This is a genomic window from Sphingopyxis sp. EU05-FHT14B03 (genome assembly GCF_058790875.1).
The window spans coordinates 73,427-97,551 of the sequence record NZ_JBYTDC010000003.1 but is presented as its reverse complement, the minus strand read 5'-3'; the positions used below and the strand labels follow the sequence as shown (position 1 = coordinate 97,551).

General features: G+C 65.9%; 27 protein-coding genes. 17 read left to right on the top strand and 10 right to left on the bottom strand.

Features of this window, described 5'->3' with window-relative positions; translation table 11 throughout:
- Positions 1-31: 31 nt before the first annotated feature.
- Positions 32-544 (top strand): GNAT family N-acetyltransferase, encoded by a 513-nt coding sequence (locus AC3WS4_RS16935; protein WP_492736786.1) that lies wholly within the window; start codon positions 32-34, stop codon positions 542-544.
- On the opposite strand, the gene AC3WS4_RS16930 is transcribed toward AC3WS4_RS16935, so the two are convergent.
- The 4 genes from AC3WS4_RS16930 to AC3WS4_RS16915 form a co-directional block, all read right to left on the bottom strand.
- A complete protein-coding gene (locus AC3WS4_RS16930) occupies positions 545-1,294 on the bottom strand; it encodes an esterase/lipase family protein (protein ID WP_492736784.1) in 750 nt (249 codons plus the stop codon).
- Positions 1,295-1,341: 47 nt separating this feature from the next.
- A complete protein-coding gene (locus AC3WS4_RS16925; RefSeq protein WP_492736782.1) occupies positions 1,342-2,523 on the bottom strand; it encodes a PQQ-dependent sugar dehydrogenase in 1,182 nt (393 codons plus the stop codon).
- Between the two features lie 67 nt (positions 2,524-2,590).
- A complete protein-coding gene (locus AC3WS4_RS16920; RefSeq protein WP_056346241.1) occupies positions 2,591-3,223 on the bottom strand; it encodes a sigma-70 family RNA polymerase sigma factor in 633 nt (210 codons plus the stop codon).
- A complete protein-coding gene (locus AC3WS4_RS16915) occupies positions 3,220-3,420 on the bottom strand; it encodes a NepR family anti-sigma factor (protein WP_187140935.1) in 201 nt (66 codons plus the stop codon). The genes AC3WS4_RS16920 and AC3WS4_RS16915 overlap by 4 nt, the downstream gene beginning before the upstream one ends.
- A gap of 242 nt (positions 3,421-3,662) precedes the next feature.
- On the opposite strand from AC3WS4_RS16915, the gene AC3WS4_RS16910 reads away from it, so the two are divergent.
- Both AC3WS4_RS16910 and AC3WS4_RS16905 read left to right on the top strand, forming a co-directional pair.
- The gene (locus tag AC3WS4_RS16910; protein ID WP_262408246.1) at positions 3,663-4,058 is read left to right on the top strand and encodes a BLUF domain-containing protein; all 396 of its coding nucleotides are present in this window, start codon (positions 3,663-3,665) and stop codon (positions 4,056-4,058) included.
- Between the two features lie 136 nt (positions 4,059-4,194).
- Positions 4,195-4,809 (top strand): sigma-70 family RNA polymerase sigma factor, encoded by a 615-nt coding sequence (locus AC3WS4_RS16905; RefSeq protein WP_492736779.1) that lies wholly within the window; start codon positions 4,195-4,197, stop codon positions 4,807-4,809.
- 41 nt (positions 4,810-4,850) lie between these two features.
- Here the strand turns inward: AC3WS4_RS16905 and AC3WS4_RS16900 are convergent, their stop codons facing one another.
- Positions 4,851-5,645 carry a response regulator gene (locus tag AC3WS4_RS16900; protein WP_056346249.1) on the bottom strand — a complete coding sequence of 265 codons (795 nt, stop codon included), beginning with the start codon at positions 5,643-5,645 and terminating at the stop codon, positions 4,851-4,853.
- Between the two features lie 254 nt (positions 5,646-5,899).
- On the opposite strand from AC3WS4_RS16900, the gene AC3WS4_RS16895 reads away from it, so the two are divergent.
- Complete coding sequence (locus AC3WS4_RS16895; protein WP_492736777.1) at positions 5,900-7,375, top strand: GAF domain-containing protein; 1,476 nt, start codon at positions 5,900-5,902, stop codon at positions 7,373-7,375.
- Positions 7,376-7,394: 19 nt separating this feature from the next.
- Positions 7,395-8,132, top strand: a complete 738-nt coding sequence (locus tag AC3WS4_RS16890) for a Crp/Fnr family transcriptional regulator (RefSeq protein ID WP_187140931.1) — start codon at positions 7,395-7,397, stop codon at positions 8,130-8,132.
- A 7-nt stretch (positions 8,133-8,139) separates the two neighbouring features.
- On the opposite strand, the gene AC3WS4_RS16885 is transcribed toward AC3WS4_RS16890, so the two are convergent.
- The gene (locus tag AC3WS4_RS16885) at positions 8,140-8,559 is read right to left on the bottom strand and encodes a hypothetical protein (protein ID WP_492736775.1); all 420 of its coding nucleotides are present in this window, start codon (positions 8,557-8,559) and stop codon (positions 8,140-8,142) included.
- 178 nt (positions 8,560-8,737) lie between these two features.
- Between AC3WS4_RS16885 and AC3WS4_RS16880 the strand changes: the two genes are divergently transcribed.
- The 7 genes from AC3WS4_RS16880 to AC3WS4_RS16850 all read left to right on the top strand — a co-directional run bounded on the left by AC3WS4_RS16880 (position 8,738) and on the right by AC3WS4_RS16850 (position 18,176).
- Positions 8,738-9,988, top strand: coding sequence for a putative DNA modification/repair radical SAM protein (locus AC3WS4_RS16880; RefSeq protein WP_492736773.1), 1,251 nt, complete (start codon positions 8,738-8,740; stop codon positions 9,986-9,988).
- A gap of 8 nt (positions 9,989-9,996) precedes the next feature.
- Positions 9,997-11,412 carry a UdgX family uracil-DNA binding protein gene (locus AC3WS4_RS16875; protein WP_492736771.1) on the top strand — a complete coding sequence of 472 codons (1,416 nt, stop codon included), beginning with the start codon at positions 9,997-9,999 and terminating at the stop codon, positions 11,410-11,412.
- A complete protein-coding gene (locus tag AC3WS4_RS16870) occupies positions 11,412-12,425 on the top strand; it encodes a ligase-associated DNA damage response exonuclease (RefSeq protein WP_492736769.1) in 1,014 nt (337 codons plus the stop codon). Before AC3WS4_RS16875 ends, AC3WS4_RS16870 begins: the two co-directional genes overlap by 1 nt.
- A complete protein-coding gene (locus tag AC3WS4_RS16865; protein WP_492736767.1) occupies positions 12,422-14,002 on the top strand; it encodes a cisplatin damage response ATP-dependent DNA ligase in 1,581 nt (526 codons plus the stop codon). Before AC3WS4_RS16870 ends, AC3WS4_RS16865 begins: the two co-directional genes overlap by 4 nt.
- A 201-nt stretch (positions 14,003-14,203) precedes the next feature.
- A complete protein-coding gene (locus tag AC3WS4_RS16860) occupies positions 14,204-14,815 on the top strand; it encodes a superoxide dismutase (RefSeq protein WP_492736766.1) in 612 nt (203 codons plus the stop codon).
- Between the two features lie 116 nt (positions 14,816-14,931).
- Entirely contained in the window at positions 14,932-16,800 is a 1,869-nt protein-coding gene (locus AC3WS4_RS16855) for an acyltransferase family protein (protein ID WP_492736764.1), read from the top strand.
- On the top strand, positions 16,797-18,176 hold the full coding sequence (locus tag AC3WS4_RS16850; protein ID WP_492736762.1) for an L-serine ammonia-lyase: 1,380 nt from the start codon (positions 16,797-16,799) through the stop codon (positions 18,174-18,176). The genes AC3WS4_RS16855 and AC3WS4_RS16850 overlap by 4 nt, the downstream gene beginning before the upstream one ends.
- Positions 18,177-18,194: 18 nt before the next feature.
- Here the strand turns inward: AC3WS4_RS16850 and AC3WS4_RS16845 are convergent, their stop codons facing one another.
- Positions 18,195-18,584, bottom strand: a complete 390-nt coding sequence (locus AC3WS4_RS16845) for a hypothetical protein (protein ID WP_492736760.1) — start codon at positions 18,582-18,584, stop codon at positions 18,195-18,197.
- Positions 18,585-18,657: 73 nt separating this feature from the next.
- Entirely contained in the window at positions 18,658-18,864 is a 207-nt protein-coding gene (locus AC3WS4_RS16840; RefSeq protein WP_492736758.1) for a hypothetical protein, read from the bottom strand.
- Positions 18,865-19,015: 151 nt separating this feature from the next.
- Between AC3WS4_RS16840 and AC3WS4_RS16835 the strand changes: the two genes are divergently transcribed.
- Genes AC3WS4_RS16835 through AC3WS4_RS16815 form a run of 5 tightly spaced genes read left to right on the top strand, consistent with a single transcriptional unit; the run spans position 19,016 to position 22,453 of the window.
- Positions 19,016-20,128 carry an S-(hydroxymethyl)glutathione dehydrogenase/class III alcohol dehydrogenase gene (locus AC3WS4_RS16835; RefSeq protein WP_492736757.1) on the top strand — a complete coding sequence of 371 codons (1,113 nt, stop codon included), beginning with the start codon at positions 19,016-19,018 and terminating at the stop codon, positions 20,126-20,128.
- Between the two features lie 7 nt (positions 20,129-20,135).
- Positions 20,136-20,996 carry a formyltetrahydrofolate deformylase gene (gene purU / locus AC3WS4_RS16830; RefSeq protein ID WP_492736755.1) on the top strand — a complete coding sequence of 287 codons (861 nt, stop codon included), beginning with the start codon at positions 20,136-20,138 and terminating at the stop codon, positions 20,994-20,996.
- A 54-nt stretch (positions 20,997-21,050) separates the two neighbouring features.
- Positions 21,051-21,527, top strand: coding sequence for a hypothetical protein (locus AC3WS4_RS16825; protein WP_056346273.1), 477 nt, complete (start codon positions 21,051-21,053; stop codon positions 21,525-21,527).
- Between the two features lie 32 nt (positions 21,528-21,559).
- Positions 21,560-21,940 carry a VOC family protein gene (locus tag AC3WS4_RS16820; RefSeq protein ID WP_492736753.1) on the top strand — a complete coding sequence of 127 codons (381 nt, stop codon included), beginning with the start codon at positions 21,560-21,562 and terminating at the stop codon, positions 21,938-21,940.
- Positions 21,941-21,949: 9 nt separating this feature from the next.
- Positions 21,950-22,453 carry a prolyl-tRNA synthetase associated domain-containing protein gene (locus AC3WS4_RS16815; RefSeq protein ID WP_492736751.1) on the top strand — a complete coding sequence of 168 codons (504 nt, stop codon included), beginning with the start codon at positions 21,950-21,952 and terminating at the stop codon, positions 22,451-22,453.
- Positions 22,454-22,514: 61 nt separating this feature from the next.
- Here the strand turns inward: AC3WS4_RS16815 and AC3WS4_RS16810 are convergent, their stop codons facing one another.
- On the bottom strand, positions 22,515-22,751 hold the full coding sequence (locus AC3WS4_RS16810) for a hypothetical protein (protein WP_492736749.1): 237 nt from the start codon (positions 22,749-22,751) through the stop codon (positions 22,515-22,517).
- Positions 22,752-23,055: 304 nt separating this feature from the next.
- Positions 23,056-24,039 carry a serine hydrolase domain-containing protein gene (locus tag AC3WS4_RS16805; RefSeq protein ID WP_492742899.1) on the bottom strand — a complete coding sequence of 328 codons (984 nt, stop codon included), beginning with the start codon at positions 24,037-24,039 and terminating at the stop codon, positions 23,056-23,058.
- Positions 24,040-24,125 lie beyond the last annotated feature (86 nt).

The window sequence follows — 24,125 nt, the reverse complement described above, 5'->3', positions numbered from 1 at the left end:
GTCACGGTGCGCGCATTCTGGAAGACGCGACATGACCGATACATTGCTTGCCCTCTCGACCGACCGGTGCCGTATCGCACCGCTCCACGCCGACGATGCCGCCGCGCTCGCCGCGATCACCGATGCGTCGGTGACGGCGCAGGTACATTTCCTGCCAACGCCCTTCACCGAGGCCGATGCCCGCGCGCTGATCGCCGGGTCGGGCGGCGGCGATGTGTTCCATGCGGTGCGCGACCGCGGCGAGGGGCGGCTGCAGGGCGTGATCGGCGTCCATCGCCGCGACGCGCGCGAGGTCGAGGTCGGTTACTGGTTCGCGGCCTCGGCGCGCGGTCGGGGTTTGGCAACCGAGGCGGTCAATGCGGTGGTGCGCGAAATCGCCGGCTCGCGTCCGGGGGCGGCGATCGTGGCCGAATGCCATCCGGACAATGAACGGTCGCGCGCGCTGCTGCGGCGCGTCGGCTTTCTCGCGACGGGGCAGATCGGCCGGCGGCCGGGCCGGGTGCTGATGAAATGGCGTCCGGGATCGGGGATCGACGTGTGCTGATCAGGCGGCGGGCGTCACCTCTTCCTTCAACGCCTTGACGATCGCCGCGACCGAGGTCGGGGCATAAGCGAAGCCCATATGGCCGCAGTCGACCTCGACCTGCCGGTCGCTTTCGTGCGGGGCGCCGCGCGCGCTGTTGACCGCGACGACGCCGTCATAGGAGGACCAGAGTGCGAAGGTCGGCATTTCGGGGCGCGGGGCGGGGTGGAAGTCGATCGGCGGGTTGTCGACCGGGTGGCGCGCGATCAGATGATAGAGGCGCCAGGCGCGGTTGGCACGGCGGCTGCCCGAAAAGGGCGAGCCCAAAGTGACGACGCGCGAGACCTTTTCGGGATGATGCTTGGCATATTCGCGGGCATAGATGCCGCCGAGCGACCAGCCGACGAGCGCGGGGGCGTGACCGGTACGGTCGATGATCCACTGCACGCGGGTGTCGATGCGCTCGATGATGTCCGGGGTCGCGCCGCGGTTGAAGCCGAGACCCCAGCCATAGCAGCGAAAGCCCGCACGGCGGAGATCGCCGCGCAGCGCCTTGGTCGCCCAGTCACCCGACAGGAAACCCGGCAGCACCATCACCGGCGGATGCTCGCTGTCGGGATTAGGTTCGGGCGGCATCGCGCGGATGCGGCCCCACAGCGCGCGCAGCAGCGACGTCGCCTCGCGCCAGAGCAGGCCGAGCGACGGCGGCGCGTCGGGATCGGCGATGCGCGCCGGCCATTCGGCGCGCCGGGCGAGGAGGTCGCGGAGCATGCGGGCGATATAGTCATTACCGTTCCCCGGCGAAAGCCGGGGCCCATTCAACCCTTGGGGACGAGCTTCACCAGCTTGCCGTCGCTGCCATCGGTGAGCAGCCAGACCGACCCGTCGCCGCGCACCTCGACCTCGCGGATGCGCTTGCCGAAATCCCAGCGGTCGGATTTGTGCAGTTTGTCGCCGTCGATGGCCATGCGGATCAGCCCTTCGCCCGACAGCGCGCCCATCAGCAGGCTGTTCTTCCAGCCGGGATAGAGGTCGCCGCCGTACCAGGCGAGTCCGGCGGGCGAGACCGAGGGGTTCCACCACAGTTTCGGCGCGGCGAATTCGGGACGCGTCGGGTGATCGGGGATATCCTTGCCGTCATAATGGTCGCCGTTCGAGACGATCGGATAGCCGTAATTGGATTTCGCCGCGACGAGATTGACCTCGTCGCCGCCCTTCGGGCCCATTTCTTGGTTCCACAGTTTGCCCGACCCGTCGAAGGCGAGGCCGAGGATGTTGCGGTGGCCGAGCGACCAGATTTGCGCCGTGACGCCGCCTTCGGACGCGAAGGGATTGTCGGCGGGGACGCTGCCGTCGGGATTGAGGCGCAGGATTTTGCCGAGATTGGCCTTCATGTCCTGCGCGGGGTCGAATTTCTGGCGCTCGCCCGACCCGATGAACAGATATTGGCCGTCGGGCGAGAAAGCGAGGCGGTGCGAGAAATGGCCGCGGCCGCTGACCTTCGGATCCTGTTTCCAGATGATCTGCAGGTCCTTCAGGGCAGGGGCGCCGCTCTGGTCGAACCGGGCCTTGCCGACGACCGCGCCATAGGTGCCGCCGCTGCCTTCCTCGACCCAACTGAGATAGATGGTGCCGCTGGTCGCGAAATCGGGCGCGGCGATCACATCGCCGAAGCCGCCCTGGCCGCCATAGGCCACGGTCGGTACGCCCGCGACGTCGATGGGCGCGCCGCGCTCGCTCCATAATTTCAGCTTGCCTGACTTTTCGGTGATGAGCGCGAAGGGGGTGCCGGGCAGGAAGGTCATCGCCCAGGGTTCGTTGAAGCTCGCGACCTCCTGCACCGTGAAGGGGGCATCGGCGAGCGGTGTCGCGGGCTGCGTGCCATTGGCGTCGATCGTGGCCGTGTCGGTCGCAGCGGCGGCGTCGCTAGGCGTTGCGCCCGAGGTGCAAGCACCGACCAGCATTGCGGCGGCAAGGACGAAATGAGAGGCGGTTTTCATGGCTGAGCTCGCTTGGCTGGGGGGAGGGGCGGACAATCTGGCGCGCCCGGCCCGCAAAGTCGAGGGGTCAGCGGCCCAGCGCTTCGTGGCGCGCGGCGATCGTTTCGACGCTGTCCATGATCGCGTCGATCGCCTCGCTCGCGGGGGCCGCTTCGGCGCGCTTTTGCGAGAAATGGCCGCTGTTCATGATTTCCTCGAGCGCGTGGCGCGCGCGCGACACGCGGCTCTTCATCGTGCCGAGCGCGCAGCCACAGATGCTCGCCGCCTCCTCGTACGACATGCCGCCGGCGCCGACGAGGATCAGCGCCTCGCGCTGGTCCTGCGGCAATTCCATCAGCCCGCGCTGGAGATCGGCCATTTCGCCGGATTCTTCCTGGCTGGCGGGGGTCGACAGCGTGCGTTCGACCGCGGTCTCGTCATAGTCGCCGACGAATTTGTTGCGGCGCATCTGCGACAGGAAGGTGTTGCGCAGGATGACGAAGGTCCACGCCTTGATCGAGGTTCCCGCCTCGAACCGTTCGCGCGACGCCCAGGCCTTGACCATCGTGTCCTGCGTCAGGTCGTCGGCGAGGTCGGGATTGCCCGACAGGCTGCGGCCATAGGCGCGCAAATGGGGGATGACCCCGGCGAGCAGAGTCTTGAACTCGCGGTCGGACAGACTTCCCCCCTCCCGCGACGAAACGGCACTGGCCTGGGTCATTCCTGATCGGGCGCTTTCTGATCGATCTGCGAGAGAAGGTCGAGCATGCCGTCGGGCAGTGGTTCGGCGACGATATTGCCGTAGATGATGCGCAATTTGTTGCTGACCGGTTCGGGCGCCTGCCGCCCGGTGAGCGCGCGATACCATTGGTCGCTGCCGGTTCCGGGAAAACTGCCCGGGCCCGACCGGCGCTCCATCGGAACACGCTGCGGGGCGCCGTCGCTTTTTGTCCTATGTTCGCCGTGCGTTGCCATGCCCGAGGAACGAAGAAGAAGGCCCCAAGTTCCCGGGTAAGGTCGTTTTTTGCGACGGATCGCGGCAGCGACAAAAGATTCGCGCGATTAACGCAAGTTAGCATAAGCCAACCGGCGGGCGTGTAGGGGTCGGCGATGCAGCGGGGCATCGCCCCGGCACGTGGGAGGGTCGTTTCTTGCTTTCTGTGATTTACGTCAGCGTGGCTGACCCCGGACTGGCGCCCGGCGATATCACCGCGATGGTGGGCGGGGCGCAGGCGAACAATGCCCGCGACGCGCTGACCGGCGCGTTGATCTACAACGGCCAGAACTTCATGCAGCTGCTCGAAGGACCGGTACCGAAGGTCGAGGCCTGCCTCGCGCGAATTCGCGCCGACCTGCGCCACAATGGCATGATCGAGATCCGCCGCCGCCGGATCGAGGAGCGCGAGTTCGCCGACTTTTCGATGCTGTACAGTCCCTTGTTCCGCAACCACGACCAGGATCTGGCGCGGCTGGCGGCGCGCGGCGTGCTCGACCCGCAGGATGAGCGGCTGATGGCGAACTTCCTTGCGCTCGGTCGGCGCAGCGGGGCGGGGTGATCGCACCCGGTTGGGAAACGCCGCCCGCGCCGCCCGCGCGCCATATGGGTTTGCATCGGTCACCGAACGGGGTAAGCCGGGACAAGATGATGTTATTCTTCAAGGCAATGCCCAAGCGTCGGGAACGACGCGCCGGATGACCAGCGACACCGCCCAGCCGCTCGACGACGCGACCTTCAAGCGTGAACTCGCCGCGATGCTCCCGCATCTTCGCGCCTTCGGCCGCAGCCTGTGCGGCAACGCCGACCTCGCCGACGATCTGGTGCAGGAAACGATGCTGAAGGCGTGGAAGGCGCGCGAACAATATATTCCCGGGCCGTCGAGCATGAAGAGCTGGGCCTTCGTCATCCTGCGCAACTGTTTCCTGTCGCAGATGCGGCGCAAGAAATTCACCGCCGACTATGACGAACTCGCCGCCGAGCGGCTGCTCGTCGCGCCCGACGACCAGGACGACAGCTTGCATCTCGCCGACGTCCAGCGCGGGCTGCTTATGCTGCCGGTCGACCAGCGCGAGGCGCTGGTGCTGATCGGCGCGGGACAATTGTCCTATGAGGAAGCGGCAGCGATCTGCGAGTGCGCGGTGGGGACGATGAAGAGCCGCGTGTCGCGCGCCCGCACCGCGCTGCAGGAGATATTGGAGGGTGGGCAGATGCCGCTGCGCAGCGCCGACACCACGGCGGCGAGCGACGCCTTTCGCGATATCATGGACGGCGTCGACAAACTGACCAGCGAGGGACCGAGCGCGGGGTAAGGAGGTCCCCCCTCGCGGGAGAGGAGAAGCGGCGTCCGTGTTTAAATCGCCAGCTGCGGCGTGAAGAGCAGGCTCTGGCTGATCGCGGCGCGTACCGTATTCTCCCGAAACGGCTTCGAGATCAGGAAGGTCGGCTCGACGCGATTGCCGGTGAGCAGCCGTTCGGGGAAGGCGGTGATGAAGATCACCGGCACCGGCGCCAGAGCCAATATGTCCTGCACCGCGTCGATCCCCGACGATCCGTCGGCGAGCTGGATATCGGCGAGCACCAGCCCGGCATCGGTCGCCTCGAATGCCGCGACGGCGTCGTCGTGGGTGGTCGCGATGCCGGCGACTTCGTGACCGAGGGCACGGACGATCGCTTCGAGTTCCATCGCGATCAGCGGTTCGTCCTCGATGATCAGCACCGAGGTGCGCGATTCGCGGTCGAGGTCGCCGACCGCTTCGGCGAGCAGGCTTTCGACGGTCGGTCCGTCGGTGCCGGTGATGATCGCCGCTTCCTCGGTCGAAAAGCCTTCGAGCGCGGTGAGCAGCAATATCTGGCGGCCGAGCGGGGTGATGCGCGCGAGGCGGCGGTTGGCGGCGCGGACGATGGGGTCTTCCGCATCGTCGCTCCCCTCGCCATCGTCGATGAAGGCGCTTTCCCAGATGCGGTGAAAGGTGCGGTAGAGGTCGATGCGGATGCCGTTTTCGGACCGGAACTCGTCGGGAGCGGCGACGATGACTTCGAGCATCGTGTGGACGAAATTGTCGCCGTGCTGCTGGGTACCGGTCAGCGCGCGCGCGTAGCGGCGCAGAAACGGCAAATGGCCGCGAATTTCATCACCCAGGCTCATGCAAAGACCTCCCACTCAATGACGTCATACGCCGCGCCGTGCGATCGGGTTCCGATTGCTGTGCTAAATCTGCGCAACTTGTTGGCGCGCAATGCGTAAGACACCGCGGGACGCTATCAGGCTGCGGCGCGAAGGGGCGGATTTCCGCCTTTCTTCGATCCGGGCAGCCACCATGCTTTTTTGAGGACCGGTTTCATGGCACAGCGACCCCAGGGCACGGCGCGATGACGCCAGGGGACGACAGGGGGGCAAATTTGGCGGACGGTGAGGACAGGGACCTCGCGCACGATGAAAGTCGGCGGCTGCGGACGCTGCGCGAATATCGCATCCTGGACACGGCGCCCGAACCGGCATTCGACCGGGTGACCAAACTCGTCGCCGACCTGTTCGACGCGCCGATCGTGCTCGTGTCGCTGATCGACGACTGCCGCCAATGGTTCAAATCGGCCTTCGGCCTCGACGTGCCTGAAACGCCGCGCGACATCAGCTTCTGTCAGTTCGTCGTCGCCGAGGGCCGGCCAGTGGTGGTCACCGACGCCTCGACCGATCCGCGCTTTCGCGACAATCCGCTGGTCACCGGGGCGCCTGACATCCGATTCTATGCCGGGGTGCCGCTCTACGCCTATAACGGGGCCATACTCGGAACGCTGTGCATCATCGACCGCAAGCCGCGCTCGGCGCTGACGCCCAAGGAGCTCGAACGGCTCGCGGATTTCGCCTCGATCATCATGGCCGAGGCCGATCTGCGGCGGATCGGCATGGAGCGCGACGCCGCGCGCCACATGCTTGAGCGTGCGCTCGATTTTTCGGGGGTCGCGACCTGGCAGCTCGACCCGCGCACAGATGTTTTGCAATGGCATGGTGCGGTCGCCGAATTGTGGGGCGCCGATCATGAAACGGCGCTCGCCACCGCCGCGCTGGCCTTCGAGCGCATCCACCCCGAAGATCATGCGCTGGTGCACGCGGTGCTCGACGATTCGATCGCGAACGGCACCCCCTATTCGGTCGAGCATCGCATCCTGCACCCCGAACGCGGCATCCGCTGGCTGTCGATCCGCGGCGACTGGGACGTGCGGTCGAACGACGCGATGCTGACGGGGGTCAGCATCGATATCACCGAGCAGCGTAATCGGCGCGACAACGACACGATATTGATGCGCGAGTTGCACCACCGGATGCGCAATCTGTTCGCGACCGTCGGCGCGATCATTTCGCTGACCCGCCATGCCGCCGTCGATGTCGACGATTATGTCGAGCGGATCAGCAGCCGGCTCGATGCGCTCAACCGCGCACAGAATGTCCTGCTCGGCGCCAATTTCCTGACCGGGTCGATGCACGCGCTGCTGCGTGAGGTCGAGGCGGCGTTCCCGCGCATCACCTGGTCTGGTCCCGATCTCGAGCTGCCCGAAAATGCGGTGGTCGCGATGGCGCTGTTGTTCAACGAACTGGCGACCAATGCGGTCAAGCACGGCGCGCTCGCCAGCGAGACCGGGAGCGTCGATGTCGCCTGGTCGCAGGATGCCGAGGGCGACGCCGACCGGCAGTTCCGCCTGATCTGGACCGAGAGCGGCGGCACGCCGATCGCCGGTCCGCCGCAGCGTACCAGCTTTGGCACCTTGTTGATGGAGCGCAGTGTGCGTAATAACCTTGGCGGGACGATCGAGCGACGCTGGGAACCCGGCGGCCTGGTCTGTACCATCACATTGCCCGCGCGGTGGCGCGAAGCTTAACGATCGAGGCGGGGGCTTTATGACGTTGGAAGCGCTGGTGGCGCGCTTGCAGTTTTACAGTGACCTCGGCGCGCACGAGCGAGAGCAGATGCTCGCGCTCGGCGGCAAGGTGCGCAGCTTTGCCGCGAACAGCGAGATCGTGACCGCCGGTCAGCCGATGGACGCGGTGCTGGTGATGCGCGAAGGCTGGGCAGCGCGCTACAAGGAGCTCGAGGACGGTCGGCGCCAGATCCTCAACATCCTGCTCCCCGGCGACATCTTCGACCTGCAGGTGCTGGTGGCGGCCGAGGCCGACCACAGCGTGCTCGCGATCACCCAGGGGTCGGCCTATGCGATCGCGCCGCAAGCGGTGCGCGACCTGATGTCGGGATCGGGCGCGCTGACCATGGCCTTCTGGTGGACGCAGGTGCAGGAGGAGGCGTTCCTGCGCGAACAGATCGTCCGCAACGGGCGCCAGAGCGCGCAGGAGCGGATCGGCCATCTGCTGCTCGAACTCCATCGCCGCGCGCAGATCGTCAAGCTGGCGGGCGACGATACGCTGCGCCTGCCGATGACCCAGACGCAGATCGCCGACACATTGGGGCTGACCCCGATCCACACCAACCGCGTGCTGCGGCGGCTGGTACGCGAGGGCTATATCGAGATGAGTCGGCAGTGGATCCGCTTCCTCGATCCCGATGCGCTGGCGGCGATGTGCGATTTCGACCCGAGCTATTTTCACCTCGACGCGTTCCGGATGCGGCTGGGGCGGGGGTGACCAGCGCTCAGCGGCGCTCCGTTGCGGCGCGGCGCTCGTCGATCCACTCGCGGATCGTGAACCAGGAATAATAGAGCATTGCGAGCATCAGCGCCGCGAAGACCAGATACATGGCGATGGTGAAGGCAAAGCCGAAGGGATAGTCGGCCCACGACACGGTCCAGTTCCGCGCCACGAGCAATATGCCTTTGTCGAGGCCGATCGCCAGCTGATAGCCCCAAAAACCGAGTCCCAGGATCGCAAATGGCGCGCATGCCACAGCCCAGACGAGATCCTTTCGCGTCGGCGGTGCGTCCATATCGTCCATATCGGCCGCACCGCGACCCGAAAAATAGGCCGAAGCCCAGTAGGCCGCCAATGTCGAGACCATCAGCGACAGACCGGGCGTTCGCCCGGTGATCAGGCTCCAGAAAGCGATGAGCGTCATCGCGACCAGCGGAGCCCAAATATATCGCCGCGTCCTTGATCCCAAAGCTCTCGCTCCAAACGAAAAACCCCGCGGCCGCATCATGCCGCACGCCGCGCCTGTCAACAAGGTCGGACGCCGCCGAAGCCCCTTAACCTAAGTTTGTTCTTTATTTGTTCCGGATGCTATGGTGGCCGGCATGAGCCGCAAGACGATTCTCCAGAAGCTCGCGCTACTCGCCGACGCCGCGAAGTATGATGCGTCCTGCGCGTCGTCGGGGACGGTCAAACGCGATTCGCTGGCGACCAGGGGCATCGGGTCGACCGAGGGCATGGGCATCTGTCACAGCTATGCCCCCGACGGGCGCTGCATCTCGCTGCTGAAAATCCTGCTCACCAATTTCTGCATCTACGACTGCCGCTTCTGCATCAACCGCGCGTCGAGCAATGTCGAGCGCGCGCGGTTTTCGCCGCAAGAGGTCGTCACGCTGACGCTCGATTTCTACAAGCGCAATTATATCGAGGGGCTGTTCCTCTCCTCGGGCATCATCCGTTCCGAAGATTATACGATGGAGCAATTGGTCGAGGTCGCGCGAATCCTGCGCGAGGAGCATCTGTTTCAGGGTTATATCCATCTGAAGACGATCGCGGGGGCCGACCCGGGCCTGATCGCGCTGGCGGGGCTTTATGCTGATCGGCTGTCGACCAATGTCGAACTGCCGACCGAGGCGGGGCTGTCGAGCTTCGCGCCAGAGAAAAAGCCCGCGACGATCCGCAAGACGATGGCATCGGTGCGCGTCGGCGCCGACGATGCGATCGAGGCGGCGAAGAGCCGGCTGATCGGCAAGGCGGCACCGCCGCGCTTCGCGCCGGCGGGACAATCGACCCAGATGATCGTCGGCGCCGACGCCGCGCGCGACGACGATATTCTCGCGACCGCCGACAATCTCTATTCGGGCTATCACCTGCGCCGCGTCTATTATTCGGCGTATAGCCCGATCCCCGATGCGAGCAGTGCGCTGCCCCCGGTGCGCCCGCCCTTGATGCGCGAGCATCGCCTGTACCAGGCCGACTGGCTGCTGCGTTTCTATGGCTTTGCGCGCAGCGAGATCATGGAGGGGGCGAGCGGGGGCATGCTTGACCTTGCGATCGATCCCAAGCTCGCCTGGGCCTTGATGCGGCGCGAGATTTTTCCAGTCGATATCAACCGCGCACCGCGCGAATTGCTGCTGCGCGTGCCCGGGCTGGGGACGCGCGCGGTCGAGCGCATCGTCGCGGTGCGGCGGACGGGCAAGCTGCGGCTCGGCGACCTTGCGAAGCTGACCGCGTCGGTGAAAAAGGTCCTGCCCTTCATCGTGACGCTCGACTGGCGGCCGGGGAAGCTCACCGACAGCGCCGATTTGCGCGCGCGCTTTGCGCCACCCGCCGAGCAACTGGCGCTCGCGCTGTGAGGGAGGCGGTGCTGCGGACGCCCGGCGATTTCGCCGAGTGGCGCGCGGTGGCGCGCGGGTTGCTGGCGGGCGGCATCGCGCCCGATGATGTGAACTGGCGCGGCGCGAAGGAGGGGGCTTCGCTGTTCGGTGGTGACGAGGTGCACGCATCGGCGGGTACGGTGTCGCTGCCGCGCGAACTGCTCGAAATGGCCGACCGGGTGATCTGTCACCGCGACCCGCAAGTCCCGGCGCGGCTGTATCGCCTCGTCTGGCGCGCGGCGCGCGATCGGCAATTGCTCGCGCGAACGACCGATGCCGATGTCGACTGGCTGCGCAAGACCGACAAGGCGATCCGCCGCGACATTCACAAGATGCATGCGTTCGTGCGATTCCGGCGCTTGGGTGAAGAGGCGGGGCGCGAAAGTTTCGCGGCTTGGTTCGAGCCCGATCATCGCATCCTGCGGCTGACCGCACCCTTCTTTCAGCGCCGCTTTACCGGCATGGATTGGGCGATCGTCACCCCCGACGCGCGCGCGATTTGGCAGGCTGAGATACTGCGCTATGGCGACGGCGGGACGAAGGACGAGGTGCCGGGCAGCGATGTCGTCGAGGATCAGTGGCGCACTTATTATGGCGCGATCTTCAACCCCGCGCGGGTCAAGATCGACGCGATGCGCGCCGAGATGCCGAAGAAATATTGGCACAATCTGCCCGAGGCGCAGGATATCGCGTCCTTGCTTGCCGGGGCCGGGGCGCGGGTGGAACGGATGCGCGAGACCGCCGTTTCGCTAGCGAACCCGCAAACCGACAAATGGCGAATCCGCGTGATCGACGACCTGGCCCTGACCGACGATATCGACACGCTCGCCGACCTCGCGCGCGCCATCGGCGGCTGCACACGCTGCCCGCTTCATTGCAACGCGACGCAGGCGGTGACGGGCGAGGGTCCCGGCGCGGCGCGGATCATGCTCGTCGGCGAACAGCCGGGCGATCGCGAGGACCTCGAAGGGCGGCCTTTCGTCGGCCCGGCGGGACAGTTGTTGAACGAAGTGCTCAAAGAGGCGGGGCTCGATCGCACGTCGGTCTTCCTCACCAACGCGGTCAAGCATTTCAAGTTCGAGCCGCGCGGCAAGCGCCGGCTCCACCAGAATCCGACGACGGGCGAGATCGACATCTGCCGCTGGTGGCTCGACAAGGAGCGCGCGCTGGTGCAGCCCGAGCTGATCGTCACCTTGGGTGGCAGCGCGCTGCGCGGGGTGACGGGCAAGAGCGCGAGCATCACATCGATGCGCGGCACGGTGCACGAACTGGCGGGGGGCACGAAATTGATCGCGACGATCCACCCCTCCTTCTTGCTGCGCCTGCCCGATCACGATCGCGCGGCCGAGGAGCGGACGGCGTTCGTGGCCGATCTGGCCCGGGCGCGAAAGCTCGCTGCCTGATGGCGAAGGCCAGGACCTGGATCGAGCCGCACCCGAGCGGCATCTACGTCAAGCCCGCCGATGTGTGGATCGACCCGTCGCGCCCCGTCGAGCGCGCGGCGGTCACCCATGGCCACGCCGATCATGCGCGCAGCGGCCATGGCGCGGTGTTCGCGACCCCCGAGACGCTGGCGATCATGGCGCTGCGCTATGGCGTCGATGTCGAGGCGAGCCACAATGCGGCTTTTCCCTACGGCGACGGATTCGAGCGCGGCGGGGTGCGCTTCAGCTTTCATCCGGCGGGGCATGTGCTGGGCAGTGCGCAAATCCTGATGGAATATGCCGGCGAGCGCATCGTCGTCACCGGTGACTACAAGCGCCGCGCCGATCCAACCTGCGCGCCGTTCGAGGTGGTGCCGTGCGACATCTTCGTCACCGAGGCGACCTTCGGCCTGCCGGTGTTCCGCCATCCGCCGACGACCGACGAGATCGCCAAGCTGATCGGCGCGGTGCGTGCCGAGCCTGATCGCTCGGTACTCGTCGGTGCTTATGCCCTCGGCAAGGCGCAGCGGGTGATTGCCGAACTGCGCGGCGCGGGCTGGGACGCGCCGATCTATATCCACGGCGCGCTCGAAAAGATGTGCCAGCTTTATGCGATGCACGGTGTCGATCTTGGGGAACTGCGGCTGGTCAGCGAAACCGACAAGACCGAAATGGCGGGACAGATCATCGTCGCGCCGCCGTCGGCGCTCAACGACCGCTGGTCGCGGCGATTGCCCGATCCGGTCACCGCGATGGCGTCGGGCTGGATGCGGGTGCGCCAGCGCGCGCGGCAGCGGATGGTCGAACTGCCGCTGGTGATTTCGGACCATGCCGACTGGGACGAACTCACCGCGACGATCACCGATGTGCACCCGAAGGAGACGTGGATCACCCATGGCAGCGAGGACGGCTTGCTGCGCTGGTGCGAATTGCATCAGCGCAAGGCGCGCGCGCTGCATCTGGTCGGGCGTGATCTGGAGGAGGAGGCGTGAAGGCCTTCGCCGCGCTGATCGACCGGTTGATCTACACCCGCTCGCGCAACAGCAAGCTGGCGCTGATCGCCGATTATCTGAAACACACCGCCGACCCCGATCGCGGCTGGGCAATCGCCGCGCTGACCGAGAGCCTTGATTTTCCGGCGGTGAAGTCGGCGATGGTGCGGACATTGCTGGCGACGCGGGTCGACGAGGAACTGTTCCGGCTGTCGCGGCATTTCGTTGGCGATACGGCGGAGACCGCGGCGCTGCTGTGGCCCGATGCGCCGGGGGTGGAGGATGATCTCAGCGTGTCGCAAGCGGTCGATGCGCTCGCGGGCGCCTCCCGCAGCGATGCGCCCGCTGTCGTCGCGTCGCTGCTCGACCGGCTCGACGCCGACGGGCGTTATGCGCTGCTCAAGCTGGCGCTCGGCGGCATGCGCGTCGGAGTGTCGGCGCGGCTCGCGAAACAGGCGTTCGCTTTGGCGTTCGATGTGCCGGTCGACGATGTCGAGGAGCTGTGGCACGCGATTGCGCCGCCCTATGCGCCGCTGTTCGCCTGGGGCGAAGGCCGCGCCGAGCGGCCCGATCTCGCCGACGTCGCCTTTTTCCGCCCCTTCATGCTCGCGCATCCGCTAGAGGAAGAAAGTGTCGATCTCGCCGACTATGCCGCCGAGTGGAAATGGGACGGCATTCGCGTCCAGATCGTGCGTGGTGGGAAGGGGGGCGACGGCGAGACGCGCATCTACAGCCGCGGCGGCGAGGAGATCAGCGCCGCCTTTCCCGAACTGGTCGCGGCGTTCGACCAGGATGCGGTGATCGATGGCGAGTTGCTCGTGCGGGGCGATGCGCAGGGGGGTGAGGCGGCAAGCTTCAATGCGCTGCAGCAACGGCTGGGGCGCAAGACGGTATCGAAGAAGATGCTGACCGACTATCCCGCCTTCGTGCGCGTCTACGACCTGCTCGCGGTCGATGGCACCGATCTGCGCGCCCTGCCATGGACCGAGCGGCGGCGGCAATTGGAGGCCTTCGTCCCGCGCCTCGCCGACAGCCATTTCGACCTGTCGCAGCTGATCGAGGCGAAGGATTGGGACGACCTCGCCGAACGCCGCGCCGGCGCGCGCGATGCGGCGATCGAGGGGGTGATGCTCAAGCGCCGCGACGCGCCCTATGTCGCAGGGCGCCGCGCCGGGCTGTGGTACAAATGGAAACGCGACCCGCTCACCGCCGATTGCGTGATGATGTATGCGCAGCGCGGCAACGGGCGCCGCGCGAGCTTCTATTCGGATTATACCTTCGGCTGCTGGTCCGACGCGGGCGAATTGCTGCCGGTCGGCAAGGCCTATTCGGGCTTCACCGACGAGGAGCTGAAATGGCTCGACAAGTTCGTGCGCGACCACACGCTGAACCGCTTCGGCCCGGTGCGCGAGGTCGAAAAGTCGCTGGTGCTCGAGGTGGCGTTCGATTCGATCCACGTGTCGAAGCGCCACAAATCGGGGCTGGCGATGCGTTTCCCGCGGATATCGCGGATCCGGCGCGACAAGCCGGCGGAGGAGGCGGACCGGGTGGCGACATTGCTGGCGATGGCGACCTGATTCACCTCGTCATTGCGAGGAGCCGGAGGCGACGCGGCAATCCAGAGCGTGCGTAAACCGGCTCTGGATCGCTTCGCTTCGCTCGCAATGGCGATGTTTTGGGCGCCAAGGTTCTGAAAATTTGCCCCTCAAACCTTGCAACCGCGGCGCGCTATCCCGAGTTAAGGGGCCCATACTCCCCGATAAAAAAGGAAGACTGCCATGACGATCGCTCTCACCGTCCTGCCCTATGCCGAGGACGCGCTCGCGCCGCATATTTCGGCCGAAACGCTGCAGACGCACCATGGCAAGCATCACAAGACCTATGTCGACAAGCTCAACGCCGCGATCGAGGGCACCGAACTCGCCGACAAGAGCCTCGAGGAAATCATCCACCATGCCGAAGGGTCGGGCAACAAGGGCATGTTCAACAACGCCGCCCAGTCGTGGAACCACGGTTTCTACTGGAACAGCCTGACCCCGAATGCGACCGCGCCCGAGGGCGACCTCGCCGCCGCGATCGACCGCGATTTCGGGTCGCTCGACGATCTGAAGAAGAAGCTCAAGGAAACCGCGATCAACCATTTCGCGTCGGGCTGGGCGTGGCTCGTCTCGCGCGACGGCACGCTGTCGGTCACCGACACCCACGACGCGGGCACCGAACTGACCGCGGGGATCAAGCCGCTGCTCGTCGTCGATGTGTGGGAACATGCCTATTATATCGATCGCAAGAATGTCCGCCCCGACTATGTCAATGCGACCGTCGACAATCTGCTGAACTGGGATTTCGCGGCGGAGAATTTCGCGCGCGAAGGCAGCTGGACCTATCCCTGATCCGATCGGGCGGGCGGCGCATGCCGTCCGCCCATCCCCCCTTTCCCAAATGACGCCAAGCGTCTAGGTCCGGGCCGCCGCGCGGCGCGCGCGCCGGCCAGCCTATTTGGGGGATCATGCAGTATCGCAACGACATCGCCGGACTGCGCGCCCTGGCCGTCCTGCCGATCCTGCTCGTCCACGCCGGGCTCACCGCGATCCCCGGCGGGTTCGTCGGCGTCGACATCTTTTTCGTCATCTCGGGCTATCTGATCAGCCGCATCATCCTGAAGGAGATGGACGCCGATCGCTTCACCCTGACCGGTTTCTATCGCCGCCGTGCGCTGCGCATCCTGCCCGCGCTGCTCGTCATGCTGGCGGTCGTGCTCGCGGTCGGCTGGTGGCGCCTGTTCCCGCAGGACATGCGCGACCTGTCGTGGAGCGCCTCGGCGACCGCGCTGTCGGGGTCGAACATCTGGTTCTGGCGCACCGTCAATTATTTCGGGGACGCCGAACTCACCCCCTTGCTCCACACCTGGTCGCTGGGGGTCGAGGAGCAATTCTATATCTTCTACCCGCTGCTGCTGATCGCGCTGCGCCGCTGGCTGCCGCGTCATATTGTCGCGGCACTATGGGTGATCGCGGCGGTGTCGCTGGCGATCGGCTATGGGCTGATCCACATCAACAAGGCGCAGGCGAGTTTCTATCTCCTGCCGTCGCGCGCCTGGGAACTGGCGCTCGGCGGGCTGGTCGCCACCGGCGGCTTCCCCACGCTTGGCCCGCGGCTGCGCGCCGTCGCGACCTGGACGGGCCTTGCGATGGTCGTCGCGGCGCTGTTCGTGATCGAGGAAGAGATGGCGTTCCCGGTGCCCTGGGCGTTGCTGCCGTGCATCGGCACTGCGCTGCTCATCGCCTATGGCGAGACCGGCGGCACCGCGAAGCTGCTGTCGCTCGCGCCGATGCGCTTCGTCGGCGATATCAGCTATTCGCTTTACCTGTGGCACTGGCCGGTGATGGCCTTCTGGCGCTTCGAGCGCGGGCTGACGCTCGACGCGGGCGAAATGGCCGCGACGATCGCGATTTCCTTTGCGCTCGCCATCCTCAGCTATCGCCTGATCGAACAGCCCTTCCTTCGGCGCGGCAGGGCGTGGGCGACGCCGCGCGTGTTGTGGGCCGCGCTCGCCGCGATGCTGCTCGTCGCGGGCGCCGCGGCACTGCTCGCGGTGCAGGCGGCGAAGGAGCGGATCGCCGATCCGCGCATCGCGCGCGTGCTGACCTATCTCGACTATGACTATGCGCCCGAAGGAATTTTGCAGTTCCGCAACGGCATCTGCATGGCGAACAGCGACACGCCGCATTTCGACGTTGCGCGGTGTGCGACGCTGCGTCCCGACCGGCCGAACATCATGATCCTCGGCGACAGTCACGCCGGGCATCTGGCGCGCGCGCTGGGCGAGCGCCTCGCGGATATGAATGTGATGCAGGTGACCGCTTCGGGGTGCCGCCCGGTCTGGCCGACGGCGGGCGACAAGCGCTGCACCGAAGTGATGGAGATCGGCTTCGGCACGCTTCCGGGTACGGGCCGGCTCGACCGGGTGATCCTCTCGGGCCGCTGGCGCGCCGATGAGATGGACGGCCTGCTTCGCGCCATCGCGCATGTTCGCGCCAAGGGCGTGCCGGTCACCGTCATCGGTCCGACGGTCGAATATGACGAGCCGATGCCGCGCCTGCTCGCGCGCGCGATCGCCCGCGACGATTTCGCGCTGGTCCGCAGCGGCCGCGACCCCGAACGGATGGCGCTCGATCGCGAGATGGCGCGGCGCGTCGGGGCGGCGGGTGCGACCTACGTGTCCTTGCAGGATCTGGAATGTCCGAAAACCGTCTGCCCGCTGTTCGCGTCGGACGGTTCGCCTTTCCATTTCGACTACGGCCATTATACGCTGCAGGCCTCGCGCGAGATCGTCGCGAAATTCCCCCTCGAAGCGATTGCCCCGGCAAAACCATGACCATCAGCCTGTTCGAATTGTTCAAGATCGGCGTCGGCCCGTCGAGTTCGCATACCGTCGGCCCGATGGTCGCGGCGCGGCGCTTTACCGTGTGGCTCGACGAGCAGGATTTGCTGACGAAGACCGCGCATGTCGAGGCCGACCTCTACGGCTCGCTCGCGCTGACCGGAAAGGGTCACGCCGCCGACACCGCGATCGTCGCGGGATTGGCGGGCGAAATCCCGGCCTCGACCAGCCTCGCCGCGATCAAGGCGCATTGGGACCGCGCCGAGGGCGAGGGTTTCCTCTATCTGCTCGGCCGCCAGCGCGTGCGGTTCCAGCCGGCGCGCGACCTGCATTTCCAGATGCGCCAGCGCCAGCCGTTCCACAGCAATGCGCTGAGCTTCACCGCGCGCGACGCGGGCGGAGAGATTTTGGCGAAGCGCATGTATTTCTCGATCGGCGGCGGTTTCGTCGTCGACGAGGACGAAGCGGGGCGCAATAGCCGCGGCGCCGAGGACGAGGTGAGCCTGCCCTTCGCTTTCACCTCGGGCGCCGATTTGCTGAGCATGGGCGCCGCGGCGGGCAAGAGCTTCGCCGAAATGATGCTCGAGAATGAGCTGGTGCACCGCAGCCTCGACGAGGTGAACGCCGGGCTCGACGCGATCGCCGGCGCGATGGACGCCTCGATCGACGCGGGCTGCTGCAGCAACGGAATCCTGCCCGGCGGGCTCAAGGTCAAGCGCCGCGCGCCGCAGATCGCCGCCGACATCCGCAACCGCCACGAACAGAATCTGACCGATCCGCTCGCGATGATGGACTGGATCAACCTGTGGGCGATGGCGGTGAATGAGGAAAATGCCGCGGGCGGCAAGGTCGTCACCGCGCCGACCAACGGCGCGGCGGGGATCATTCCCGCGGTGATCCGCTTCTATCGACGCGGTTATCGCGGCGATGATGCGGGGGTGCGGACCTTCCTGCTCGCCGCGGGCGCGGTCGGCGCGCTCTATAAGCGCAACGCCAGCATCTCGGGCGCCGAGGTCGGCTGCCAGGGCGAGGTCGGGGTCGCCTGCTCGATGGCGGCGGCGGGGCTGACCGCGGCGCTCGGCGGGACGAACGCGCAGGTCGAAAATGCCGCCGAGATCGGCATGGAGCATAATCTCGGCCTCACTTGTGATCCGATCGGCGGTCTGGTGCAGATCCCGTGCATCGAACGCAACGCGATGGGGTCGATCAAGGCGATCGACGCCAGCCGCATCGCGATGATTGGCGACGGCACGCATGTGGTGAGTTTGGACACGGTGATCGCGACGATGCTGCAGACGGGGCGCGACATGCGCGATAAGTACAAAGAAACGTCGAAGGGCGGGCTGGCGGTCAGCGTGGTGGAGTGTTGAGGGCGATCAGGCACCCAATTATGTTTTGAAAATCCGATCTTCAAAATCGTCTTGAAGTATGGTTGCTCCGGCGATTTCATCATCAGCACGGTAGGCTTGGAGCGCGCGTGACAGCGCATCACGCAATTCCACGCGCTTCTTTGAGAAAGCAGCCTCTGGGTACGCGACATCGATTCCGTCATCGAGCAGCTTGAAAGCACGGTCTAACGTCATCTGTTCTTCCGGAAGCAAGAAATCCTCTTCCTTGAAGTGGTTTGGAGCGTAACCGCGCACATATGCGATATGGTTCCAGAGGTCATCGACGGTTTCAATGCGATAAGGGTCGGGTCTAGGCTCTGGATTACCAAGCGGAGTATCCTCAGCATTGGCCGATTTGCCGGCAAGCATGTTTTTGAACCAGTTCACCATAGGTCCCCCGCAAACTGCTGCGTTCGTGGTTTAAACGATGCTTTTCCTCTAGCCTCCCATTTGCCTCTTTGTCTCATACCAACTCACTCCGCGGCAACGCCTCCGGCAATTCTTCGCGTAGCTTGTCGGTCAGCAGCCGCACCTTCGGTAACAAATGGCGGCGCTGCGGATAGACGGCCCAGATCGAGTCCTCCTGCGGGCGCAGCGGGTCGAGGAGCGAGACGAGCGCGGCCTTCCTTTCATCGTCACCCCGGGCTTGACCTGGGGTCCCGCTTTTCACCGTCGCCAGCGGGACCCCAGGTCAAGCCCGGGGTGACGGTTATGCGAGTTTCGCGCGCTCATTTCGGGTAATCTCCGTCGCCGAAGCTTCCTCGCGTCTTGCATTGCCGCCCCATTTGCCTGATTGGAGCCGCCGAGAAGGAGACCCGCCCATGAAGACCCGCGCCGCCGTTGCGTTCGAAGCGAAGAAGCCGCTCGAAATCGTCGAACTCGACCTCGAAGGCCCGAAGGCGGGCGAGGTGCTGGTCGAGATCATGGCGACGGGCATCTGCCACACCGACGCCTATACGCTCGACGGCTTCGACAGCGAAGGCATCTTCCCGAGCGTGCTGGGGCATGAGGGCGCGGGCGTCGTGCGCGAGGTCGGCGCGGGCGTCACCAGCGTCGTTCCCGGCGACCATGTCATCCCGCTCTACACCCCCGAATGCCGCCAGTGCAAAAGCTGCCTGTCGGGCAAGACCAACCTCTGCACCGCGATCCGTGCGACGCAGGGCAAGGGGCTGATGCCCGACGGCACGACGCGGTTCAGCTACAAGGGCCAGCCGATCTTCCACTATATGGGCTGTTCGACCTTCTCGAACTTCACCGTGCTGCCCGAGATCGCGGTCGCGAAAATCCGCGAGGACGCGCCGTTCCAGTCGAGCTGCTACATCGGCTGCGGCGTGACCACCGGGGTCGGCGCGGTCATCAATACCGCCAAGGTCCAGGTCGGCGACAATGTCGTCGTCTTCGGCCTCGGCGGCATCGGGCTGAACGTGATCCAGGGCGCGCGCCTCGCCGGCGCCGACAAGATCATCGGCGTCGACATCAACCCCGACCGCGAGGAATGGGGCCGCAAGTTCGGCATGACCGACTTCCTCAACACGAAGGGCATGAGCCGCGAAGACACGGTCGCCGCGATCGTCCAACTGACCGACGGCGGCGCCGACTATACCTTCGACGCCACCGGCAACACCGAAGTGATGCGCACCGCGCTCGAAGCCTGTCACCGCGGCTGGGGCACCTCGATCATCATCGGCGTCGCCGAGGCGGGCAAGGAGATCGCGACGCGCCCGTTCCAGCTCGTCACCGGGCGCAACTGGCGCGGCACCGCGTTCGGCGGCGCCAAGGGCCGCACCGACGTGCCAAAGATCGTTGACATGTATATGAACGGCAAGATCGAGATCGACCCGATGATCACCCATGTCATGGGGCTGGAAGAGATCAACAAGGGGTTCGACCTGATGCACGCGGGTGAGAGCATCCGCAGCGTCGTGGTGTTCTGATCCGGGTATGACCGGACCCTATGTCCTGACCTTCAGCTGCGGCGATGCGGTCGGCATCGTCGCGGCGGTGACGGGGCTGCTCGCGGAGCGCGACGGCTTCATCCTCGACAGCCAGCAATATGCCGACCTCGACACCGGACGCTTTTTCATGCGCGTCGCCTTTCGCGGCGCCGGGCCGCGCTTTCCCGATGGGCTTGCCGAGGTGCAGGCGGCGTTCGCTCCGGTGGTCGAGCGCTTCGCGATGGACGCGCGGATCAGCGACAGCGCGGTCAAGCCGCGCTTCGTCATCGCGGTGTCGCAGGGCAGCCATTGCCTCAACGATCTGCTCCACCGCTGGTCGACCGGCAATCTCGCGATCGATATCGCGGCGGTGGTGTCGAACCACGAGCATCAGCGGCGGCTGACCGAATGGCACGGGGTGCCGTTCCACCATCTGCCGGTGAGCGATGCGAACCGCGCAAGCCAGGAGGCCGCGATCCTGCAGGTGATGGCCGATGCGGGCGCCGAATATCTGGTGCTCGCGCGCTATATGCAGGTCCTGTCGGGCGACCTGTCGGCAAAGCTCGCGGGGCGCTGCATCAACATCCACCACAGCTTTCTGCCGGGCTTCAAGGGCGCCAAACCCTATCACCGCGCGCACGAGCGCGGGGTCAAGCTGATCGGCGCGACCGCGCATTTTGTCACCGGCGACCTCGACGAGGGGCCGATCATCGAACAGGCGGTCGAGCGCGTCGACCATCGCGACGGGATCGACGACCTGATCCGCATCGGCCGCGACGTCGAGGCGCAGGTGCTGGCACGCGCGGTACGCTGGGTCGCCGAGCAGCGGGTGCTGATCGACGGCCGCAAGACGGTGGTATTTCGCTGACAAAGCGGGCAGCATGTCCGTCTGGATTCGCAACGCATAACGGGACTTCACGCGATGACCGAGAGATTGCTGGGCACCGCCCTCGCGCTGTTGCTCGCCGGGCCGGCGTTCGCCGCCGAAAAGCTCGACGCCGGCCCGGCACCAGACACCAGCTATGTGACGACCAAGCACAGCGCCGCGCGCTTCGAATCGAAGGACGGGCGCGTCGCGGTGCAGCAGGACAATATCGCCACGCTGATCTGCCCCGAGTGCGTGACGCCGGCGCAACTGCCGGGCCTGCTCTATCACGCGCGCAACCTGAGCAAAAAACCGGTGTGCTTCATGCTCGACATGCGGATGGACGAGACGCGCCCCGGCCAGCTGATCGAATGGGGCGCGAACAAGGCGCATTATCTGAAACCCGGCGAATGGTATTTCAAGATCATCGGGGTCACCCACTCGATGGCGAACCGCGAGAGCGCCGATCTCGGCTGGAGCGGCGGTATCCGCGTCTGGGACCCGGTGCGCGCCGGCGGCTGCAGCACGCCGTAGCGCCCAACAAAATCAACGAAGAGGAGAGAGACATGTACAGTCACAACATGGTCGGGTCGAACGACCTCGAGGCCGCCCGGAAATTCTATGACGCGACCTTTCAGGCGATCGGCGGCAAGCCGGCGATCCAGGACGACAAGGGCCGCCTGATCTATATGCACAATGGCGGGCTGTTCCTCGTCGGGGCGCCGATCGACGGCGAAGCGGCGACGGTCGGCAACGGCTGCACCATCGGTTTCGCGATGGAAGGCCCCGAACACGCAAAGGCGTGGCACGATGCCGGCGTCGCCAACGGCGGCACCTCGATCGAAGACCCGCCGGGCGTTCGCGAAGGCGGGTTCGGCCAGCTCTATCTCGCTTATCTGCGCGATCCGTCGGGCAACAAGCTCTGCGCGCTGCATCGCGTCGTCTGAGAAGGAGTAATGCGGGGCGAAGCGGGATTGCTGGCGGATCTGGATGCGCTTGCCATTCCCTTCGTCTCGTTCGAGCATGTTGCGGTGTTCACCGTCGCCGAGAGCGACGAGGTCAACGCCGCGATACCGGGGGCGCATACCAAGAATCTATTCCTGAAGGACAATGGCGGGGCATATTGGCTCGTCACCGTGCCGGGCGAGGCGCGCGTCGATCTGAAGGCGCTACCCGCCGCGATCGGCAGCAAGCGCGTCAGCTTCGGCAAAGCCGAGGATATGGAACGGCTGCTCGGAATCAAGCCGGGGTCGGTCACCCCGCTCGCGGCGATCAACGCACCGCCGGGAAGCATCACGGTCGTGATCGACGCTGGGCTGGCGGCGGCGGAAACGGTCAATATTCATCCGCTGCGCAACACCGGGACGCTGGGGCTGTCGGGCGCCGCGATCCTGGATTTGCTGCGCCATTGGGGGCACCAGCCATTGGTTGCCGGGATTCCCATGCAAGACGGACAGTGAAAAGCCGCCGAAGCGCTTGGGCTTCGACGGCTTCTTCATCCGGGAAGTCCCGGCGGCGTTGTTAAGCCTGGGGTTCGGGCACCGGCTCTTCGCTGGGGGCCGGTTCGTCGCTCGGCGCGGGTTCGTCGGTCGGGGCCGGGGCGGGGTCGGCGGTCGGCTCTTCGCTGGGTGCGGGGGCCGGTGCCGGTGCCGGTGCCGGTTCTTCCTTCGGTGCGGGCGCATCGGGTTCCTGGGCACTCGCCAGCGGCGCGATGAACAGGCTTGCCGCCGCAGCGGTCACAATCGAAATCTTACGCATAAATTCCCCTATCGTGGAATGATGGAAGGGGCCGAACGACCGGCCCACGATGGCCATGCCCGCCGTTTCCCGCAGACTGTGGCATAGGGCAAAGCCTTGGCATCATTCGAAAGTTGCTCGCTTCGCCGCAAAATGTCCGTTCGCAGGACGAACGCACTCGAACGCGGGGCGAGCCGAGCCGTCCCGCAACGGTTCGGCCGGTGGTCCGCGGAGCTCAGCCCGCCGCCATCGCCATCCACATCGCACCGATCAGCGCGAAGGAGCGCGGGTCGCCGGTCAGTCCCACCTCCATCCTGTTCATCACTTAACTGAAGGTCGCGCGGGCATCCATGTCGATGATGATCAGCGAGCCGCCATAACCGCCCCAGAAGATCGTGTTCGGATTGGGCAGCGGCACCAGTTCGCTCGGCAGACCGAAACCCATGCCATAGCGGATCGGGACGCCGAGGATCATGTCGGTGCCCGCGATCTGGAGTTCCAGCGCCTTGCGGCACCCCGCTTCGGACAGCAGACGCTTGCCCTTGGCGAAGCCGCCGTTGGCAAGCAGCGCGTGGATTTCGGCGACGCTGCGCGCGTTGCCTGTGCCGCCCGCCGCCGGAATTTCGGCGCCGCGCCAGGCGCGGGTGTGGGTTGCCGACACGTCGATGCCGGGATTAACGAGAGTCTTGCGATGGACGTCGCCGGTGAAATCGATCGTCATTTCGGGCGGCGGGATCAGGTCGGCGACGCGGTGATCCTCCGACGCGGGCAGGCCGATGTGGAAGTCGGCGCCAAGCGGCTCGGCGATCTCCTCGCGGAAGACGGTTCCGAGCGACTTGCCGGTGATGCGGCGAACGACTTCGCCGACCAGATAGCCTTGGGTGATCGCATGATAGCCGGGCGCGCTGCCGGGCTGCCACCAGGGTGCCTGCGCCGCGAGCAGCGAGGTAACCTTGTCCCAGTCGTAGAAATCCTCGGTCGTGATGGGGGCTTCCCAGCCCGACAGGCCGGCACTGTGGCTCATCAGATGCGCGACGGTGACGCCGTCCTTGCCGTTGGCGGCGAATTCGGGCCAGTAGCGCGCGACCGGCGCCGCGAAATCGAGGTCGCCGCGATCGGCAAGCAGCAGAGCGGTCAGCGCGGTCATCGTCTTGGTGGTCGAATAGACGTTGACGATCGTGTCGGCTTGCCACGGCCGCGTCTTCGCCGCGTCGGCGTGGCCGCCCCACAGATCGACCACCGTTTCGCCCTCGATCGTCGCGCAAAAGGACAGGCCGACGTCGCTTCCCGCCGCAAGGCTGGCGGCCATGCCGAGGCGGACGGCAGCAAAGCGGTCCTGACACGTTCCGTGAATGCTATTATCGAACACTCGGCGCTCTCCCCCTTTTGATTTCG

Excerpts from the sequence above, each read along its gene's own strand:
- AC3WS4_RS16935 (WP_492736786.1), top strand. The coding sequence starts at position 32 with ATGACCGATACATTGCTTGCCCTCTCGACCGACCGGTGCCGTATCGCA.
- AC3WS4_RS16930 (WP_492736784.1), bottom strand. The coding sequence starts at position 1,294 with ATGCTCCGCGACCTCCTCGCCCGGCGCGCCGAATGGCCGGCGCGCATC.
- AC3WS4_RS16925 (WP_492736782.1), bottom strand. The coding sequence starts at position 2,523 with ATGAAAACCGCCTCTCATTTCGTCCTTGCCGCCGCAATGCTGGTCGGT.
- AC3WS4_RS16920 (WP_056346241.1), bottom strand. The coding sequence starts at position 3,223 with ATGACCCAGGCCAGTGCCGTTTCGTCGCGGGAGGGGGGAAGTCTGTCC.
- AC3WS4_RS16915 (WP_187140935.1), bottom strand. The coding sequence starts at position 3,420 with ATGGAGCGCCGGTCGGGCCCGGGCAGTTTTCCCGGAACCGGCAGCGAC.
- AC3WS4_RS16905 (WP_492736779.1), top strand. The coding sequence starts at position 4,195 with ATGACCAGCGACACCGCCCAGCCGCTCGACGACGCGACCTTCAAGCGT.
- AC3WS4_RS16900 (WP_056346249.1), bottom strand. The coding sequence starts at position 5,645 with ATGAGCCTGGGTGATGAAATTCGCGGCCATTTGCCGTTTCTGCGCCGC.
- AC3WS4_RS16890 (WP_187140931.1), top strand. The coding sequence starts at position 7,395 with ATGACGTTGGAAGCGCTGGTGGCGCGCTTGCAGTTTTACAGTGACCTC.
- AC3WS4_RS16885 (WP_492736775.1), bottom strand. The coding sequence starts at position 8,559 with ATGACGCTCATCGCTTTCTGGAGCCTGATCACCGGGCGAACGCCCGGT.
- AC3WS4_RS16880 (WP_492736773.1), top strand. The coding sequence starts at position 8,738 with ATGAGCCGCAAGACGATTCTCCAGAAGCTCGCGCTACTCGCCGACGCC.
- AC3WS4_RS16870 (WP_492736769.1), top strand. The coding sequence starts at position 11,412 with ATGGCGAAGGCCAGGACCTGGATCGAGCCGCACCCGAGCGGCATCTAC.
- AC3WS4_RS16860 (WP_492736766.1), top strand. The coding sequence starts at position 14,204 with ATGACGATCGCTCTCACCGTCCTGCCCTATGCCGAGGACGCGCTCGCG.
- AC3WS4_RS16855 (WP_492736764.1), top strand. The coding sequence starts at position 14,932 with ATGCAGTATCGCAACGACATCGCCGGACTGCGCGCCCTGGCCGTCCTG.
- AC3WS4_RS16850 (WP_492736762.1), top strand. The coding sequence starts at position 16,797 with ATGACCATCAGCCTGTTCGAATTGTTCAAGATCGGCGTCGGCCCGTCG.
- AC3WS4_RS16845 (WP_492736760.1), bottom strand. The coding sequence starts at position 18,584 with ATGGTGAACTGGTTCAAAAACATGCTTGCCGGCAAATCGGCCAATGCT.
- AC3WS4_RS16835 (WP_492736757.1), top strand. The coding sequence starts at position 19,016 with ATGAAGACCCGCGCCGCCGTTGCGTTCGAAGCGAAGAAGCCGCTCGAA.
- purU (WP_492736755.1), top strand. The coding sequence starts at position 20,136 with ATGACCGGACCCTATGTCCTGACCTTCAGCTGCGGCGATGCGGTCGGC.
- AC3WS4_RS16825 (WP_056346273.1), top strand. The coding sequence starts at position 21,051 with ATGACCGAGAGATTGCTGGGCACCGCCCTCGCGCTGTTGCTCGCCGGG.
- AC3WS4_RS16820 (WP_492736753.1), top strand. The coding sequence starts at position 21,560 with ATGTACAGTCACAACATGGTCGGGTCGAACGACCTCGAGGCCGCCCGG.
- AC3WS4_RS16815 (WP_492736751.1), top strand. The coding sequence starts at position 21,950 with ATGCGGGGCGAAGCGGGATTGCTGGCGGATCTGGATGCGCTTGCCATT.
- AC3WS4_RS16810 (WP_492736749.1), bottom strand. The coding sequence starts at position 22,751 with ATGCGTAAGATTTCGATTGTGACCGCTGCGGCGGCAAGCCTGTTCATC.
- AC3WS4_RS16805 (WP_492742899.1), bottom strand. The coding sequence starts at position 24,039 with ATGGCCGCCAGCCTTGCGGCGGGAAGCGACGTCGGCCTGTCCTTTTGC.